Source organism: uncultured Veillonella sp. (assembly GCF_900545795.1).
Taxonomy (GTDB): domain Bacteria; phylum Bacillota; class Negativicutes; order Veillonellales; family Veillonellaceae; genus Veillonella_A.
The window spans coordinates 1-17,110 of record NZ_URAR01000004.1 but is presented as its reverse complement, the minus strand read 5'-3'; the positions used below and the strand labels follow the sequence as shown (position 1 = coordinate 17,110).

General features: G+C 38.3%; 17 protein-coding genes, 1 tRNA gene and 1 pseudogene. 17 read left to right on the top strand and 2 right to left on the bottom strand.

Going from position 1 to position 17,110, the window contains the following annotated elements:
- The first annotated feature begins 10 nt into the window (after positions 1-10).
- On the top strand, positions 11-1,255 hold the full coding sequence (locus tag QZR90_RS03030) for an adenosylhomocysteinase (protein WP_295788638.1): 1,245 nt from the start codon (positions 11-13) through the stop codon (positions 1,253-1,255).
- A 37-nt stretch (positions 1,256-1,292) separates the two neighbouring features.
- On the top strand, positions 1,293-2,627 hold the full coding sequence (locus QZR90_RS03025) for an amidohydrolase (RefSeq protein ID WP_295788637.1): 1,335 nt from the start codon (positions 1,293-1,295) through the stop codon (positions 2,625-2,627).
- A gap of 115 nt (positions 2,628-2,742) precedes the next feature.
- Here QZR90_RS03025 and tpx read toward each other — a convergent pair whose 3' ends face one another.
- Positions 2,743-3,258, bottom strand: a complete 516-nt coding sequence (tpx, locus tag QZR90_RS03020; protein WP_295788634.1) for a thiol peroxidase — start codon at positions 3,256-3,258, stop codon at positions 2,743-2,745.
- 302 nt (positions 3,259-3,560) lie between these two features.
- On the opposite strand from tpx, the gene QZR90_RS03015 reads away from it, so the two are divergent.
- The 13 genes from QZR90_RS03015 to QZR90_RS02955 all read left to right on the top strand — a co-directional run bounded on the left by QZR90_RS03015 (position 3,561) and on the right by QZR90_RS02955 (position 15,631).
- Positions 3,561-5,285 (top strand): ABC transporter ATP-binding protein, encoded by a 1,725-nt coding sequence (locus tag QZR90_RS03015; protein ID WP_295788633.1) that lies wholly within the window; start codon positions 3,561-3,563, stop codon positions 5,283-5,285.
- Positions 5,278-7,062, top strand: coding sequence for an ABC transporter ATP-binding protein (locus tag QZR90_RS03010; RefSeq protein ID WP_295788631.1), 1,785 nt, complete (start codon positions 5,278-5,280; stop codon positions 7,060-7,062). The genes QZR90_RS03015 and QZR90_RS03010 overlap by 8 nt, the downstream gene beginning before the upstream one ends.
- 159 nt (positions 7,063-7,221) lie before the next feature.
- Positions 7,222-8,049 carry an RNA methyltransferase gene (locus QZR90_RS03005; protein WP_295788629.1) on the top strand — a complete coding sequence of 276 codons (828 nt, stop codon included), beginning with the start codon at positions 7,222-7,224 and terminating at the stop codon, positions 8,047-8,049.
- A complete protein-coding gene (larB, locus tag QZR90_RS03000; RefSeq protein WP_295788609.1) occupies positions 8,039-8,695 on the top strand; it encodes a nickel pincer cofactor biosynthesis protein LarB in 657 nt (218 codons plus the stop codon). The genes QZR90_RS03005 and larB overlap by 11 nt, the downstream gene beginning before the upstream one ends.
- An 11-nt stretch (positions 8,696-8,706) precedes the next feature.
- Positions 8,707-9,228 (top strand): nickel insertion protein, encoded by a 522-nt coding sequence (gene larC / locus QZR90_RS02995; protein WP_295788607.1) that lies wholly within the window; start codon positions 8,707-8,709, stop codon positions 9,226-9,228.
- Between the two features lie 83 nt (positions 9,229-9,311).
- Positions 9,312-10,163, top strand: a complete 852-nt coding sequence (locus QZR90_RS02990; protein WP_295788605.1) for a ChbG/HpnK family deacetylase — start codon at positions 9,312-9,314, stop codon at positions 10,161-10,163.
- On the top strand, positions 10,160-11,158 hold the full coding sequence (locus tag QZR90_RS02985; protein WP_295788603.1) for a lysylphosphatidylglycerol synthase transmembrane domain-containing protein: 999 nt from the start codon (positions 10,160-10,162) through the stop codon (positions 11,156-11,158). The genes QZR90_RS02990 and QZR90_RS02985 overlap by 4 nt, the downstream gene beginning before the upstream one ends.
- A 13-nt stretch (positions 11,159-11,171) precedes the next feature.
- Positions 11,172-11,621, top strand: a complete 450-nt coding sequence (locus QZR90_RS02980; protein ID WP_295788601.1) for an ACT domain-containing protein — start codon at positions 11,172-11,174, stop codon at positions 11,619-11,621.
- Between the two features lie 62 nt (positions 11,622-11,683).
- Complete coding sequence (locus QZR90_RS02975; RefSeq protein ID WP_307984885.1) at positions 11,684-12,973, top strand: homoserine dehydrogenase; 1,290 nt, start codon at positions 11,684-11,686, stop codon at positions 12,971-12,973.
- An 8-nt stretch (positions 12,974-12,981) separates the two neighbouring features.
- Positions 12,982-13,896 (top strand): homoserine kinase, encoded by a 915-nt coding sequence (gene thrB / locus QZR90_RS02970; protein ID WP_295788598.1) that lies wholly within the window; start codon positions 12,982-12,984, stop codon positions 13,894-13,896.
- Between the two features lie 109 nt (positions 13,897-14,005).
- Positions 14,006-14,082, top strand: a tRNA-Pro gene (locus QZR90_RS02965).
- A 66-nt stretch (positions 14,083-14,148) separates the two neighbouring features.
- A complete protein-coding gene (gene htpX / locus QZR90_RS02960; RefSeq protein WP_295788596.1) occupies positions 14,149-15,024 on the top strand; it encodes a zinc metalloprotease HtpX in 876 nt (291 codons plus the stop codon).
- A 103-nt stretch (positions 15,025-15,127) separates the two neighbouring features.
- A complete protein-coding gene (locus tag QZR90_RS02955; RefSeq protein ID WP_295788593.1) occupies positions 15,128-15,631 on the top strand; it encodes a cob(I)yrinic acid a,c-diamide adenosyltransferase in 504 nt (167 codons plus the stop codon).
- 50 nt (positions 15,632-15,681) lie between these two features.
- On the opposite strand, the gene QZR90_RS02950 is transcribed toward QZR90_RS02955, so the two are convergent.
- Positions 15,682-16,005 carry a hypothetical protein gene (locus QZR90_RS02950; RefSeq protein ID WP_295788592.1) on the bottom strand — a complete coding sequence of 108 codons (324 nt, stop codon included), beginning with the start codon at positions 16,003-16,005 and terminating at the stop codon, positions 15,682-15,684.
- Between the two features lie 99 nt (positions 16,006-16,104).
- Here QZR90_RS02950 and cobU point away from each other — a divergent pair, with 99 nt between their 5' ends.
- The gene (gene cobU / locus QZR90_RS02945) at positions 16,105-16,701 is read left to right on the top strand and encodes a bifunctional adenosylcobinamide kinase/adenosylcobinamide-phosphate guanylyltransferase (RefSeq protein WP_295788590.1); all 597 of its coding nucleotides are present in this window, start codon (positions 16,105-16,107) and stop codon (positions 16,699-16,701) included.
- Positions 16,701-17,110: pseudogene (locus QZR90_RS02940) on the top strand (cobyric acid synthase CobQ); the annotation flags it as partial. The gene cobU and the pseudogene QZR90_RS02940, both read left to right, overlap by 1 nt.

Genomic DNA, 17,110 nt, shown 5'->3' with positions numbered 1-17,110 from the left:
GAGGATATACATGGAATCATTAATTAGAGACATTAATTTAGCGCCTGAAGGTCGTAAAAAGATTGAATGGGTAGCTAATTTTATGCCAGCCTTAAATAGCTTGCGAGAAGAGTTTAAAGGAAGTCACAAATTTGAAGGAAAAACTGTAGTAGTCAGTGTTCATTTAGAAGCAAAGACAGCGTACTTATCTACTGTTTTAAAAGAAGCTGGCGCCGATGTAATTGTGACAGGTTCTAATCCTCTTTCAACACAAGATGATGTAGCCGCTGCGTTAGTGGATATGGGCATTACTGTATACGCTTGGCATGATTGCAGCGAAGAAGAATACTTTATGTTTCTAAATAAAGCCTTAGACCATAAACCACATATTATTATTGATGATGGTGGTGACTTAGTTAATTTATTGCATACTACGCGAAAGGATGCTAAAGAACGCCTCATCGGTGGCTCTGAAGAGACTACAACTGGCGTTCATCGCCTTCATGCATTAGCTAATGCTAAGCAACTTTCTTTCCCTATGATTGCAGTAAATGACTCGTACTGTAAATATTTATTTGACAATCGCTATGGCACAGGCCAGTCTGTTTGGGATGGCATCATGCGTACTACCAATTTAACAGTAACTGGTAAAAATGTAGTGGTGGCAGGTTATGGCTGGTGCGGTAAAGGTGTAGCTATGCGCGCTAAAGGTTTAGGCGCACATGTTATTGTTACAGAAGTAGATCCAATTAAAGCGATTGAAGCTGTATTTGATGGCTTTAAAGTGATGCCAATGATTGAAGCGGCTCCTATTGGCGACATATTTATTACTGTTACAGGCTGTAAAGATGTAATTCGCAAAGAGCATTACGAAGTAATGAAGGATCAAGCTATTATGTGTAATGCAGGTCATTTTGATTGCGAAGTAAATGGTGTAGAATTAGCGGAAGTAGCTGTATCTCATAGTAATGTCCGCAAAAATATTGAAGGCTATACGTTAGCTGATGGCCGTACGCTTTATTTATTGGCTGGTGGTCGTTTAGTGAATTTAGCGGCTGGTGATGGACATCCTGCAGAAATTATGGATCTTTCTTTTGCTATGCAGGCTTTGGCTGCAGAATATTTACTAGACCACGGCACCACTATGGAGCCTGCGGTTCACGTTTTGCCACATGAATTAGATGAACGCATAGCCAAAGTAAAATTGAACTCCATGGGCTATGATTTAGACACATTAACTCAGGAACAATATGATTATTTGCATACAGTTAACTAAAGTTTAAATTTTCATTTATATAGAAGGGAGCTGGCCAATGGATCAAGTTGTCATTCGCCACATTGATTGTATTACAGGTGAGTATCTAGGCGCTGATAGTGTTATGATTAAAGATGCCACTTTATTATTAGATAATGGATATATTAAGCGCATTATTAGCACTGAAGAGGCAAGTACAGAAGCGGGGAAAAAGCTAATTGATGAAGCCGTAAAAGAGGCGGAGTATGTTTTAGATGGTACTGGCAAAATTGCTGCACCAGGCTTTGTAAATACGCATACTCATATTGCCATGGGTTTATTTAGAAATTATGCTGATGATTTGGAGCTTATGGATTGGTTATCCAATGCGATTTGGCCGGCAGAAGCTAAATTAACCGATGAACTCGTAACAATTGGCACTCAATTAGGGATTGCCGAAATGTTGCGTTCTGGTACGACATGTTTTAATGATATGTACTTTTTCATGGATGATACTGCTAATGTTGTAAAAGAAACGGGGATTCGCGCTGTATTATCTCGTGGCATGGCAGGGGTAGCCCCAACAGCTGCTGCGGCTTTAGATGAGAGTCGTCATTTGTATAATACTTGGCATGGTTTTGAAGATCATCGCATTAAAGTTATGTTAGGACCTCATGCGCCATATACTTGCCCAGATGAGTACATGAAAAAGGTAATGAATTTAGCTCATGAGCTCGGCGCGCAGATTCATGTGCATTTATGCGAAACTAAAACTGAAGTCGATGAAGTGATTAAGAATACAGGTAAAACACCAATTGCTCACTTCAATGATTTAGGTGTATTTGATACAGGTTGTGTAGCGGCCCATGGTGTGCATTTGACTGATAATGACATGATTATCATGAAAGAAAAAGATGTACGAGTAGCTCATAATCCGCAGTCTAATTTAAAATTAGCCAGCGGGATTGCTAATTTACCAGCTTTATTAGAACATGGAATTACAGTAGGCCTTGGCACTGATGGCTCAGCTAGCAATAATAATGCTGATATGTTAGAAGAGGTGCGTTTAGCTGCTATGCTTCACAAGGCTACTCATTATGATCCTAAGGTAATTCCTGCTCATACAGCTTTAGCTTTAGGTACTGTGGAAGGTGCTAAGGTATTAGATTATAATGATTTAGGTTTAATTAAAGAAGGCTATCGGGCAGATATCGTTCTATATGATGTAACTGGCATGCATTGGCTACCGCGCTATAATGATGTAGCTTCTCTAGTATATGCAGCGAATTCCTCTGATGCTGTAACAACTATCGTAGCTGGCAAAGTGCTTATGAAAGATCGCGAGCTATTGACTATTGATGAAGAGCATTTACGTCATGAAGTGATGAAACATAGTCAAATTTTTATGAAATAAATTGTGTGAATAAGTAATGCAAAAAGGCTGTAACGCCATAGGATGAGTCCTAGACGTTACAGCCTTTCTTTAACTGTGATTATTCAGTTTAGTGTAACTATTATTATGTATTAGCTTATGCTAATTTTTTAGCAGCTTCTAAAGCAGCGTCGAAGTTAACTTCATGAGTTACTTCAGGAACATATTCTACATGAGCTACTTTATTGTCTTTGCCGATAACTACGATACCGCGAGTTAAAAGGCGAAGTTCTTCGATTAAGAAACCATAGTTAGTACCGAAGCTTGCTTCTTTGTGGTCGGAAAGTGTAACCACTTTGTCAATGCCAGCTGCACCGCACCAACGTTTTTGCGCGAATGGAAGGTCCATGGACACAGTTAAAATCACTACATCGTCAGAAAGTTTAGCTGCTTCTACATTGAAACGACGAGTTTGTGCATCACAAACGCCAGTATCAAGGGAAGGTACTACGGAAATAATTTTTACTTTACCTTCGTAATCTTTTAAAGTTTTTGCTTGTAAATCATTATCTAATAGAGTAAAGTCAGGAGCTTGTTCGCCAACTTTAACTTCTTTACCAACAAGAGTCATTGGATTATTTAAAAATGTAATCACACCAGTACGTTTTTCCATTTCATTAACCTCCTAATGAATGATTGATTGAATACAAAAAGATTGGATGAGATTTCTCTCTTACATAAACAAGTATAGCATGTTGAAGGATAATAGTAAAACAGTAAATTAAAAAAATTCGATATTTACTAATTTTTACTTTTAAGGGCTTTATGATAAAATAGTATAATAAATCGTCAATTTTCGATTAATACAGATTGTACTGATTTTCTCATATAATTTATAGTTTAAGACGATGTATACCATTGCATATAAGTATATGCCTATTTAATTTATGGGTATCTTTTATATTAGGAGTAACTATGAAAAAGTTGCGTATTTTCTCCCAGTTTTTCAGAGGCTATGGGCCTGTGTATTTACTGGGGGTTTTATTGATGATTATCATCGATATTTTATTTTTATATGTACCAAAATTAACTGGTGAAGCAATTAGCACCTTATATTATGGTAGAGAAGGACTAACTACCTATATAGGGTACTTTTTTGTGTTGGGCATAGTGGTGACCATTTTAAAATTTGCTTCGCGCCATTTACTATTAGGGTCTATACGGCGTTTTGAATTCTTATTGCGCCGGAGATTATTTGACCATGCCCTATACATAAAGACGGGGTATTATGAAAAGAATGGTCCAGGTAAGGTTATGGCCTTAATGACCAATGATGTTACATCTTTGCGCGTTTCGTTAGGGTTAGGTGTGATGATCTTAGTGGATGCCATTTTCTTTGGCATCTGTGCCTTTATTTTAGTATCTAATTCTATTAGTTTATCATTGGCGGCTACTATTTTATCTCCTATGCCTTTTGTTATGGTGGCCATGTTATTTGTTAGTCGTCGCATGCGCGCTAAACAGCGAGAAGCGCAAAATACATATAGTGATTTAACTGAATTTGCGCAAGAGCTTTTTTTAGGTATGCCTATTATTAGAGCTTTTAACCGTGAAGTGCGAAGCTTACATCGCTTTATGGAAATTAATAAAACCAATTACTCCAAAAATATGAAAGTGGCTCTATTGGACTCTATACTAGCGCCTCTAACTTATATTGCACCATTTTTTTGTTATGCCATCGCCATCTATGTATGTGGCACTTTGATTTTGCGAAATGAACTTACAGTGGGGGATTTTGTAGCTATTAATGGCTATTTATTGCTCATTATTGGGCCAATTATGGGCATAGGTTCGTTGGCTTCTGTTTTACAAAAAGGTTTGGCTTCTTTAGATAGAATCTATGACTTCCTCATGCTTCCCGAAGAAGCTGTAGGGGAGGATAATCGCATGTTACCTTTAAGTGATATTCGCATTGAAGGTTTACATTTTACTTATGAAGATACGAAGGAACCAATTTTAAAGGATGTAAATTTGACTGTAAAACCCGGCGAATTTATTGGTATCGTTGGCGGACCAGGCTCTGGGAAATCTACTTTATTTAAATTGTTATTACGCTTAGAGGAAATTCCCAGTCAATCCATTTACATTAATGATGAGGATATATCCCACCTTCCTTTAGAAGTGGTGCGTCGCTCCATTGCCTATGTGCCACCAGAAAGTTATCTGCTGGGGACCACTATAGGGGAGAATATTGCCTTTGGTGAGGCTTCAGAGCATAATCTAACACTTCAAGCAGCAGCTGAGCGCGCTGCTTTGACACGAGATTTAAATGAGCGTCTTCAACCGGCCAGCAAGCGCCTTAAAGAAGGGGGCACTGATTTATCTGGTGGTCAAAAGCAACGTGTTAACATTGCTCGTGGACTCTATAAAAATGCGCCGTATTTATTATTAGACGATAGTTTTTCAGCTTTAGATGCGTTTAGCGCCTCCACTATCATTAGTACCCTAAGGTCAGGGCGCAAACAGACCTTGCTCTTCATATCGCAACGCTTAGAAGCTTTGCGCGATGCTGATCGCATCATTGTGTTTAAAGAGGGCTCCATTGTAGAGTCGGGAACTCATGAAGCTTTATTGGCTAATAAGGGCGAATATTACAGATTATATGCTAAGCAAATCGAAGGAGGTGAAGGTCTTGAGTAAGCAGCATAGTAGTACATATAAAGTGCAAGAAGAAGTAGCCTTAACACAGAGTAAGGACATTTTAATGTTGCAACGTTTAGGTGAATATATAAAGCCACACTTAGTCTTATTACTGGTGGCAGCTAGCTTTTTACTATTAGCCTTAGGCCTTGATTTACTTCGTCCTTGGATTATTAAAACTGTTATTGATACAGCTTTTTCGGCTAAGAGCTTAGGTCTTATTATTCAATATGCAGGTCTTTACTTTGGCACCATATTGATTAGCATATTTGCCATGTTCATCCACAGTTTTATGTTGCAGAAATTTGGTCAGAACATTATTTTTGAAATACGAAATACTGTATTTGCCAAGATTATTGCTCGTACACCAGCTCATTTTAGTGAACTTCCCATTGGCAATTTAGTGACTCGCGTAACGAATGACACGGAATCATTGCGCACCTTATATACTGATGTAGTGTTAAAATTAGGTAGCAGTGTGCTTATGATTATAGGTATTTTAATATCTATGTATATGCTGAATGTAAAATTGGCTATTATGGTGACCTTTTTAATTCCTCTTATGGGCGTGCTTATTTATGTGTACCAAATCTATGCACGTCAAGCCTTTCGCGGTGTTCGCACTAAATTAGCTGCTTCCAATACATCGGTGCAAGAGATGCTCAATTTTATAGTCATTATAAAAGCTTATGTAGGCGAGCGCATTATGGCTAAACAATATGATAAGATTAGCAAGGAGTTTTTAGAGGCTGGTTTATTTGAAGTGAAAACCTTTGCTATTTTTAGACCGATTGTGGATGCTTTAGTATTTGTAATTATGATTGCTATTTTTAGTTTCACTAATTGGTTTGATACTGTCATAGAAGCAGGGACTGTGTTTGCCTTCTTGCAATATATGAATAAATTATTCACTCCTATAAAAGAGATTTCAGAAAAATATAGCAATTTGCAAAGTGCGTTAGCAGGCGCTGAACGACTAGTTCCTATTATTAATGAAGTGGCTGATACAGATATTGAGGCTGTTGTAATACCAGAAGAGCTAAAAGTCATTAAGACGATTGAATTTGACCAGGTGTGGTTTTCCTATGATAATTCAGAGTCTTATGCATTAGAAGATATTAATTTAACTATTGAAGGGGGACAATTTGTTGGTATTGTAGGGCCTTCAGGGGGCGGTAAATCGACGCTCATGTCTTTACTCATGGGATTTTACACGCCAACTAAGGGGACTATCCGAATCAATGGATATGATACTACACAATATGCACCTGCTGTTTTGCGAGAAGTGATGGGTTATGTGTTCCAAGACAGCCATTTATTTAAAGGGACTATTCGGGAGAACTTATCTCTCTACGATGACGAGGTAAGTGAACAGGCATTAATAGAAGCGGCCCAAAAGGCTCATCTTCACGCCATGATAGAGCGATTGCCTCAAGGTTATGATACGCCAGTAGGCTATTTAGGCTCCTTGCTTTCTACAGGTCAAAAGCAATTGTTAGCTATGGCTCGTGTATTAGTAAGGGATAGACAGGTATTGATTTTTGATGAAGCGACAGCGCATATAGATAGTCATACGGAAGGGTTAATTCAAGAGTCCATCGAATCTATTCGCGGTGAAAAGACTATTATTAGTATTGCCCATAGATTATCTACTATTCGCTCAGCTAATATGATTTATTTAATACAAAAAGGTCGCATTGTAGAGCGTGGCAATTATAATGAGTTAATCCATCAAAATGGCGAATTCCATAAGCTTTGGTCAGCCAAGACTATATAGGTGGTTTATTTTGTAAAAAGCGCTTTATTTACATCTGTACGGAATAATTGGGAGCGTTTATAATTTAATTAGATTTTAGTCCAACAATAAAACTTTGCTTATGATATAATAAGCTTTATCTTTATTGCTCAGGTGTGTGTCAGTCAAGGAGGTGACAAGATGGAACGAATTACTTCAAAAGAGAGTCGCATGCTTAAACTAGCGCAATCATTACAAAAGAAGAAATATCGCACAATTCACGCCTCTTACTTGGCTGAAGGCCTTCGCGCGGTGAATGATATGATATCAACGGGGCTAGTGAGTCAGATTTTTATCAATGAAATTGCTTCTCCAGAGGTGCAAGCAGTGGCTGAAACAGCTGCTACATTAGGCATTGCCGTGTATGAAGTGAAGTCGGATTTATTTCATCTCGTTGAAAATACAGTTCACGGGCAGGGGATTATTGCTATAGTTAAAAAATCACCCCTAGATTTTAATGCATTTTTAGCTTCCGAAAGAGAAGCACTACATAAGGGAGTCTCTTTAGCTCCCATATATGTAGTGCTTGATGAAGTGCAAGACCCGGGCAACTTGGGCACAATCATCCGAACGGCAGTGGCTGCTGGTGTTAAGGCTATCTTTTTGACAAAAGGCAGTGTAGATCCTTATAATGAGAAAACAGTTCGCAGCACTATGAGCGCCATTACTAAGATTCCTATCTTTGAATCGATTGCAATTGACCAAGTAGAGGAGTTGAAAGCTAGTCTAGGTGTGACTATTTACGGAACAGCCTTAGAAGAGGCTAGCTCTATTTATAATACGTCCTATGCAATGCCGGCAGTTCTTATGTTAGGCAATGAGGGGCGCGGTATTAGCCCCCAATGGATGGCTTTAGCAGACAAAAAAATTACCATTCCCATGTATGGTCCCATTGAATCTTTGAATTTAAGCGTAGCAGCTGCTTTGTGTTTCTATGCAATAAGAGAGTGTGACAAAAATGAAGTATAATGAGGCGGTTCTTGATTTAGATCGAGCTAAACGGCAAGGCTTTCCAGAAGTAGTCTACTGTGAAGGCAAAACTGATGAGCAATGCATTGCTATTTTTAAAGAATTAGCGGCTCATTATAGCCTTTTTATGGGCACAAGAGCGCGCAAAAGTATTTATGATGCGTTGAAATCTTCTATACCTAGCTTAGAATACGATGAAGTCAGTCGCATTATTTATTCTAAAGAAGAGTGGTCTTTAAAAAATGGAGATCGTACTATAGCCGTTATAACAGCTGGTACTAGTGATGTGCCAGTAGCTGAAGAAGCAGCCTTAACAGCAGAGTTGATGGGCAATACAGTAAGTCGCATCTATGATGTAGGTGTGGCGGGGATTCACCGTTTATTTGATCGTTTAGAAGAGATTCAATCAGCTAATGTAGTTATTGTAATTGCTGGTATGGAAGGAGCCTTAGCTAGTGTAGTTGGTGGTTTAGTAAATAAACCAGTGGTGGCAGTACCGACGTCCGTAGGCTATGGTGCAAGCTTTCAAGGGTTAGCAGCATTATTAAGTATGTTAAATTCCTGTGCCGCCGGCGTCGGTGTAGTGAATATTGACAATGGTTTTGGTGCTGGTCGTTTGGCTCATATGATTAATAGTCAGCGATAGGGGTGAAACGTTTGGATATACAGGACAAAACTGTAAAACAAGAGGGAAGAGACAAATTATTTTCACATAGTTTAGACTTTCAAACAGTGTCTAAAGATACAATAGTTCAAATTGAAGCTAATATTGATAATATGAATCCTGAGCATTATTCTTACATTTTAGAAGCTATTTTAGAATGTGGTGCTCTCGATGCATGGCTTACGCCAATTATTATGAAAAAAGGGCGTCCTGCTATAAAGCTTTCAGTGCTTTGCAGTGGGGCGGCTTTTGAACGCGTAGAGGCCTATATTTTTAAAAACACAACTACCATCGGTTTTCGTTATTTTCCAGTACAGCGTTCTGTGTTAGAGCGCAAGTTTGAAGAAGTAAACTACCAAGGTCATGTAATTCACATTAAATCAGCTTATTATGGTGGTGAATGTGTGAATAGCACCTTAGAGTATGAAGATCTTGTACAAGCTGGTAAAGTATTAGAAAAACCGGTTAAACGGATAGAAAAAGAAGTATGGGCTCAAATCAATAAAAATAGATAAAAAAGCCTATACACTGTGAGTAGACATATGTTACAATTAAATATAACTTCAAAGTGTGAGCGTAAACAGAAAAGAGAAAAATTATGATTCGATTAATAGTTAATGCAGATGACTTTGGTCTCCATGAAGAAGTAAATAAAGGCATTGTTCATGGTCATAAGGAAGGGATTATTACTAGCACTTCTTTGCTTGCCAATGGCTATGATTTTGATGGCGCTGTAGCAGCTGCCAAGAATTTGCCTGAACTAGGAATAGGTATTCACACGGCCCTAGTAGGGGGATTACCGCCACTTAGTGAACCTCATAAGGTACCTTCTTTATTGGAAAATGGCAAGTTTGTAGAGTCCTATCCAGCTTTTTTGAAAAAGGCAGCTACAGGGCAAATTAATTTCCAAGAAGTATATCATGAATTAAATTTACAATTTGAAAAAATCATGTCCAGTGGTTTGAACATTACCCATGTAGATGGTCATCAACATCTTCATGTATTGCCACAAATCACGCCGATTATGGTGACTTTATTAAAAAAATACGGCATTAAAAAAATGCGCATTCCCGCAGAAGATAAATTTTTCCGCAATGGTATTACCCAATGGGGGCGTTTTGCTGGTAAAGTAGGGCTTGCTGAAGTGGCAGATCATGCGTACACCTTCACAAGTCGTCATGGCATTTGGTCACCTCGTTATTTCTGGGGCATGATGAGTGGTGGTCACTTAAATGAAGAACGCCTTCTAGAAATATTAGGGCGTGTGGCAAAAACGCGTGGGAGCCATGAGATTATGACCCATCCAGGTGCCAAGGACTCGGTTCTAGAAAAAGAGTTTAATTGGGGCTATCATTGGGAAAGTGAATTGTATTCCATGTGTTCGCCAGTTGTAAAAGAGTTTATAAGAGCTCATGAAATTCGACTCCTCAATTATGGAGAGTGTGAATGAGTAAGCTAATAAAACGTGGGCTTTTACTAGCCACTTTGTTATTGCTTATTTCTGGGCTAACAATTTATTTCACTATAGATATGGAATCCTTGCGGACGCTTAATACATTTAATGCATCATCTCTATTATTGGCTGCGTTGGCTTTGTCACTAGGAATGTATTTTGATGGGAAGCGTTTACAGCGTTTAGTCAAAATGGGGGGCTATAGTTTATCTATAAAAGCTATTTTGAGGGTTATTTTTGGCAATTATTTTATGGCCATGTTAACCCCTGGTGCTAGCGGTGGAGCTATAGCGCAAATGCTTATTTTGAAAAGTTATGGTGTTCCCATTATTAAGGGGGCGCCCATCGTATTAGTGCGCACTGTGTTTTCCATTTTCTTTTTAATTGTTATGTTGCCTATTATTTTCTTACATGGTTCCATAACAATTCCATATATTTCAAATGAAACTTTGCTTCAATTGTCCTTACTGATGGTTCTTTGTACCATTATAGGGCTGTATGTACTGCGTACGCGTTATATGAAGCGCCTTGTTTTATTAGGCGCAACGCGGTTAAAGAAAGGCGATCCTAAGGCTTGGTTATCTAAGCTTACAGAATTAAATGAAGGATTGGGCTTATTATATGCGAAACCATTTCAATCACTCATTGTATTTATTGAATCTGGTTTAAGTTTATTGTTTTTATATGGTATTGCGCCTGCACTTATGTGGGCCTTTACTATTAATATACCGATTGTGGATATCCTCAATCGCATGATTTTATTAAATTTAATTTTGTATTTTGCGCCTACACCAGGTGGCACAGGTGTTGCCGAAGGTTTATTTATTTATCTATTCACAGATTTCTTACCTGCTGGCACAGTAGGCCTTGTTGCAGTGGGCTGGCGAATCGTGGCAGAGTATGTGCCATTTTTTATTGGCATGTATTCTGTATTTACCCTTTATGGTCATCGCTTTTTAGCTGGCGAAATTGACGAACATAAAGAAGATTAAGGAGGCAAACAAATTGGCTAAACTAAAGAAAGACAAATTTTATTTGGTACAAGAAGATATTCTTCCTGAAGCGATTAAAAAGACAATTAAAGTAAAAGAGATTTTAAAATTAGGGGAAGCAAAAACTATTAATGAAGCTGTTGAGCGCATGGATTTAAGTCGTTCTGCATATTATAAATACAAAGATTATGTATTCCCGTTCTATGAAATTGCTCAAGGCAAGATTGTATCTATTACTATCTCTATGTCAAATGAGTCTGGTATGCTATCCAATATTTTAAAAGCTATTGCAGAAAGCAATGGCAGTATCTTAACTATTAATCAAGATATTCCTCTTCAAGGTATTGCCAATGTAACCATTGCTTTTGAAACAAAGGACCTATCTTGCTCTTTAGAAGATGTATTAGATAGTATTCGCTCTATTCGCGGTATTTTAAAAGTTGAGATTTTAGGTCAAGCATAATTATTTATAATGACCATATGCAGTAGAGCATGAAGAGAGATTTTCAAAAACGGGGGAACATGATGGATCAAGTTAATGTAGCTTTATTGGGCTTCGGAACAGTAGGGCAAGGCACATATGAGCTTTTGACGAAGAACCAAGAGCTCATTGCCAATCGTTCGGGAGTCGCTATAAAGGTGAAGCGCATTTTTGTGCGCAATGTAGATAAATATAAAGAGTATGAATTAGCCAATGAGACTAGTTTTACTACAGACTTTCAGGAGATTCTTAACGATGAGTCGATTCAAATTGTAGTGGAAGTCATGGGGGGCACTGATTTTGCGGCTCAATGTGTGGAGCAATGCCTTGCAGCAGGTAAGAATGTAGCCACAGCCAATAAGGATTTATTAGCTGATCAAGGGCCATATTTGCTCGATTTAGCTAGTAAAAACAATGTAGATTTGCGCTATGAGGCTAGTGTTCTAGGGGGCATTCCTATTATTCGTACTTTGTATGAATCATTAGGGGGCAATAAAATTACCGAGCTCATTGGTATTTTAAATGGGACGACGAATTTTATTCTCTCTAATATGACAGAAAAAGGCGCCGGCTATGAGGAAGTATTAAAGGAAGCACAAGCGTTGGGGTTTGCGGAGGCCGATCCTACTTCCGATGTGGAAGGTTATGATGCAGCGCGTAAGCTTGCTATTTTATCCTCTATCGCCTTTAATCGTAAATTATTTTTTGACGATGTAAATTGCGAAGGGATTACCAGCATTGATGCTACTGACATTGCCTTTGGTAAGGAATTTGGCTATACTATTAAACTTTTAGGTATTGCGAAAGAAACTAAGAAGGGCATATCCTTAAATGTTCATCCTGCCTTTATTGATAGCCATCATCCGCTCGCTTCCGTGCGCGGTTCTTATAATGCGCTCTATGTCAAAGGTAATGGCATTGATGATGCTATGTTCTATGGTCGTGGGGCAGGTAGTTTACCTACTGGTAGCTCAGTAGTTAGCGATATTATGGAAATTGCTAAAAATGTGGTGACAAACCAAACCGGGCAATTAATTTCGTATTACTATGCGGACAAGAATTTATATGCACCAGGCAAAATAGAATCATCCTATTATATTCGTCTATTAGTAGCTAATAACACAGGTGTATTAGCTAAAGTTGCGTCTAAATTAGCGGAGCAACGTATTTCTGTACAATCGGTTATCCAGCGTAATGAAAGTGAAAAAGCGGCTACTTTAGCGATTGTTACATCAGTGTGCCCACAGGCTTATATTATGAATGTTATTAATGCGTTTAAAAATTTACGCGTTGTTCGTGAGATTGGTAGTGTTATCCGCATCATGGCGGAATAGGAGGGACAATGGAGAAAATAGTAGTTCAAGTCCCTGCCACTAGTGCTAATTGTGGTCCTGGTTTTGACTCTTTGGGCCTAGCATTAGAATTATATAATACATTTACTTTTACTTATGATGAAGAGGCTAAGGAAAATACGTATTCCTTCTCAGGTTTTGATGCTGATTTACTAGAAAAAGAAGATCAGAGTCAAAATTTGGTGGGAAAAGCCATGGACTATGTTTTTAAGGCTGCTAAGGTAGTGCCTAAATATGGTCATGTAGAGAGTCATTCAGATATACCGCCCTCTCGTGGTCTGGGTAGTAGTTCAACAGCTATTGTAGCTGGTCTATTATTAGCTAATAGGATGTTACAAGAGCCTTTAAAGGCTGAAGCTTTGCTCGTATTAGCTAATGAAATTGAAGGCCATCCTGATAATGTGGCACCTGCTATTTTAGGCAATTTAGTATGTGCTGTAAATCATGATACAGGCTTATTGCATACGACTATACCTTTGCCGGAAGAATTAGTATTTGCTGTAGTTGTACCTGATGTGACGGTAGCGACGGAATATGCGCGTAGCGTACTGCCAAAAATAATAGATCATCATGAGGCAACGATTAATGTAAGTCATGCCACTTTATTTGTCACCGCTTTGTTACAGCATAAGTTGGAGTATTTAAAAGTGGCCCTAGAAGATTACTTGCATGTGCCATATCGCAAGACTTTAATTCCTCATTGTGATGATGTATTTGCTGCAGCATTAGAAAAAGGCGCGTATGGGGCAACGATTAGCGGTTCTGGATCTACATTAATTGCGTATGCACCAAAATCTGTAGCTCACGAAGTAGCGGAGGCTATGAAGGCCGTTTTTGAAGAGGCTCAAATTGGATGTAAATCCTATGTACTTAAAGCTGATACAGAAGGTGCAAAGTATATATAAATTGCAAAACTTTCTTAATTACGATATAATTAAATATATAGATATATAAAATGATTTCGGGGTATAGCATCTCGAAATCATTTATCTTTATTTAGTGACTTGTGTACAACGGGGCGTAGCTCAGCTTGGTAGAGCGCTACCTTGGGGTGGTAGAGGTCGCAAGTTCAAATCTTGTCGTTCCGACCATGATAGGCCCAAAAATTTCATGGTTTATTGATAGAGTCGTTTCTTAAGAAAGAGGAAAGAACTGAAATGAATAATGTAAAAACAGCTGTTTTATTGGCTTTGATGACAGGTTTGTTAATGGTCATTGGTCAGCTTGTAGCTGGCCGTACAGGGCTGCTTACAATGTTTGTTATTTCCATGGCTATGAATATAATTAGTTATTGGAACAGTGATAAAATAGTTTTAAGCATGTATAAAGCGCAACCTGTTGACCCGTCTAATAATCCTACCTTATACAATATGGTAGCAAGATTGGCACAAAATGGTGGTCTTCCAATGCCAAAAGTATATGTAATTGATTCCAATGTGCCAAATGCATTTGCAACGGGGCGCAATCCTGAGCATGGTGCCGTAGCCGTAACTACAGGCATTATGGATTTACTTACAGATGATGAAATTGAAGGTGTACTCGCTCATGAGTTGACACATATTAAGCATCGCGATACATTAATCAGCACCATTGCAGCTACTTTAGCCGGTGTTATTACGATGATCGCCAATATGATGCAAATGTTTGCCATTTTCGGACGCAGTGATGATCGCGATGGTGGCAATAATCCTATCGTTATGTTAGCTACTATCATTTTGGCACCTATTGCTGCGGCCTTAATTCAGATGGCTATTTCTCGTTCTCGCGAGTATTTAGCTGATGAAGGTGGCGCTATGATGAGTGGTAAACCTTTATCCTTGGCATCGGCTTTGGCAAAGATTGATTATTACTCAAAATATGGTGCTTTACCTGCTGGCAATAGTCAAATGGAAACAACATCTCATATGTTTATAATTAATCCTTTAAGTCATTTAAAAGGTGGCATGAGTAATTTATTTAGTACTCACCCGAGCACGGAATCTCGTATTGAGCAATTAAAGCAAATTGCGTCACGCATGCCAGTTCGTTCTTAATAAGTATAAGCCCAAGCTAGACTTGGGCTTAGTTTTTATATTCTTTCTGCATTTTTTGAATATTTTACTATTACGTGTAAGTATGGATAAGCGAGGTGCTTTTATGACTAAAATTTACACAAAAACTGGTGATACTGGCCTAACTTCATTAGGTACAGGCGAACGTATTTCTAAAGCGTCTTTACATGTAGAAGCGTATGGCACTATTGATGAGTTACAAGCTTTGCTAGGTGCTTGTAGAGCCTTTGCTAAGCATGAAGACTGCAAAGAATATATATATAAAATTGAAAAAGATTTATGGCTACTCATGGCAGATGTGTCAAGCCTTGGTAAGGAGCCTATGATTACGGAAGACTATATTTCACAATTAGAAGATATTGTGGATCACTATGCATTAAAACTAGAGCCTTTAAATAAGTTTATTGTGCCAGGTGGTAATAAAAGCTCAGCGTTTTTACATCAAGCTCGAACCTTGGTGCGCCGTGCCGAACGAGCTCTTTGGCGTCTTAAAGAGAGTGGTGTGGCCGTGCATGATGTGAATGTGAAATATTTAAATCGCCTATCTGATTGCTGTTATATATTAGCTCGAGTAGAAGAAGAGCTATAAGTAAAAAGCTATGTTACTACTATTATAAGCAGTAACATAGCTTTTATTATTTAATTTGATTTATTTAATGTATCTTCAGGACTAGGATAAAAGAAATACATCGTGTTAATATGGTATTGGAACTTCTCGCGAAGTTTGGCGGCCATAATAGTTTCAAATTCTATTAATTCATCGCTATGGATGAGACAATCTTCCATAAGTACTTGTAGTTGCGGCTCTACATGGGGCGCGTCAGGCGGTAGTTCTTCTGGACTTAACGGGATGGATACGATGACACGAGCCGTAGCTACATAGTTTTGTTCTTCATTATAGACGGCTACGCGATATGTATTTTCCCATAAGGTAGCCATAATTTGTAGGTTTAAGTTTAACATAAATAGATCCTCATAAATAAAAAAGAAGAGGTAAAAGTAATACATATTTTACTTCTTTATTTTATAATATACTATATGATTAAGAAAAGTCAGGTTTATATGAATTCAAAAATAATTCTTTGCACTGGTGGTGCACGAAGTGGTAAAAGTGAATTTGCCGAAAGACTAGCCAACCATTTAGAAAAAGATATCAATACTACAGAAGCTGTTGTCAAAGCCTATGTGGCTACGGGACAGGCCTTTGATGAGGAAATGAAGGGACGAATTAAAAAGCATCAAATGCGTCGCGGAGATGGCTGGATTACCTTTGAACGGCATGCTAGATTAAGTGAGTGTTGGGATGAAATCTTGGAAAGTTCAGCTCAAATTATTTTGCTCGACTGCCTAACTATGTATGTAACCAATGCTTTGCTTAAGGAGAGTGAAATTAATTATAATAAAGGGCTTGATGAATTAACTAAGTCCTTATTGATAGATATAGAAAGTGTTGTTGAAAGAACCAAGAAGGCTGGTAAAGTGTTAATCTTCGTTACCAATGAAGTGGGACAAGGCATTGTACCAGATAATGCTTTGAGCCGCCATTTTAGAGATATAGCAGGGCTCGTAAATCAGCAGGTGGCGCATTTAGCTGACGAAGTGTATTTAACAACTAGTGGCATTACTATAGAAATAAAATCACAGGAGGTACGTATATAATGGCAAAGAAAATTATGCTCCAAGGCACTAGCTCCAATGTGGGGAAGAGTGTATTGGCAACGGCTCTGTGTCGCATATTTTATAAACAAGGCTATAAGACAAGTCCATTTAAAGCTCAAAATATGGCACTCAATTCCTATGTTACCTTAGATGGGCATGAAATTGGTCGCGCTCAGGTAGCGCAGGCTGAAGCAGCTGGCATGGCTCCTATAGTGCAGATGAATCCTGTATTGCTTAAGCCTACCGGCAATCAATCATCGCAAGTGGTGTTAATGGGTAAGCCTGTAGGCGTATATAGCGCTAAAGAGTATCATACAAAGTACTCCCTTACAGCCCTTGATAAAGTAAAAGAAAGCCTCTTATATTTAGATGAAAATTTTGAACGCATCGTTATTGAAGGGGCTGGCAG

Excerpts from the sequence above, each read along its gene's own strand:
- QZR90_RS03030 (WP_295788638.1), top strand. The coding sequence starts at position 11 with ATGGAATCATTAATTAGAGACATTAATTTAGCGCCTGAAGGTCGTAAA.
- QZR90_RS03025 (WP_295788637.1), top strand. The coding sequence starts at position 1,293 with ATGGATCAAGTTGTCATTCGCCACATTGATTGTATTACAGGTGAGTAT.
- tpx (WP_295788634.1), bottom strand. The coding sequence starts at position 3,258 with ATGGAAAAACGTACTGGTGTGATTACATTTTTAAATAATCCAATGACT.
- QZR90_RS03015 (WP_295788633.1), top strand. The coding sequence starts at position 3,561 with ATGAAAAAGTTGCGTATTTTCTCCCAGTTTTTCAGAGGCTATGGGCCT.
- QZR90_RS03005 (WP_295788629.1), top strand. The coding sequence starts at position 7,222 with ATGGAACGAATTACTTCAAAAGAGAGTCGCATGCTTAAACTAGCGCAA.
- larB (WP_295788609.1), top strand. The coding sequence starts at position 8,039 with ATGAAGTATAATGAGGCGGTTCTTGATTTAGATCGAGCTAAACGGCAA.
- QZR90_RS02990 (WP_295788605.1), top strand. The coding sequence starts at position 9,312 with ATGATTCGATTAATAGTTAATGCAGATGACTTTGGTCTCCATGAAGAA.
- QZR90_RS02985 (WP_295788603.1), top strand. The coding sequence starts at position 10,160 with ATGAGTAAGCTAATAAAACGTGGGCTTTTACTAGCCACTTTGTTATTG.
- QZR90_RS02975 (WP_307984885.1), top strand. The coding sequence starts at position 11,684 with ATGGATCAAGTTAATGTAGCTTTATTGGGCTTCGGAACAGTAGGGCAA.
- thrB (WP_295788598.1), top strand. The coding sequence starts at position 12,982 with ATGGAGAAAATAGTAGTTCAAGTCCCTGCCACTAGTGCTAATTGTGGT.
- htpX (WP_295788596.1), top strand. The coding sequence starts at position 14,149 with ATGAATAATGTAAAAACAGCTGTTTTATTGGCTTTGATGACAGGTTTG.
- QZR90_RS02955 (WP_295788593.1), top strand. The coding sequence starts at position 15,128 with ATGACTAAAATTTACACAAAAACTGGTGATACTGGCCTAACTTCATTA.
- QZR90_RS02950 (WP_295788592.1), bottom strand. The coding sequence starts at position 16,005 with ATGTTAAACTTAAACCTACAAATTATGGCTACCTTATGGGAAAATACA.
- cobU (WP_295788590.1), top strand. The coding sequence starts at position 16,105 with ATGAATTCAAAAATAATTCTTTGCACTGGTGGTGCACGAAGTGGTAAA.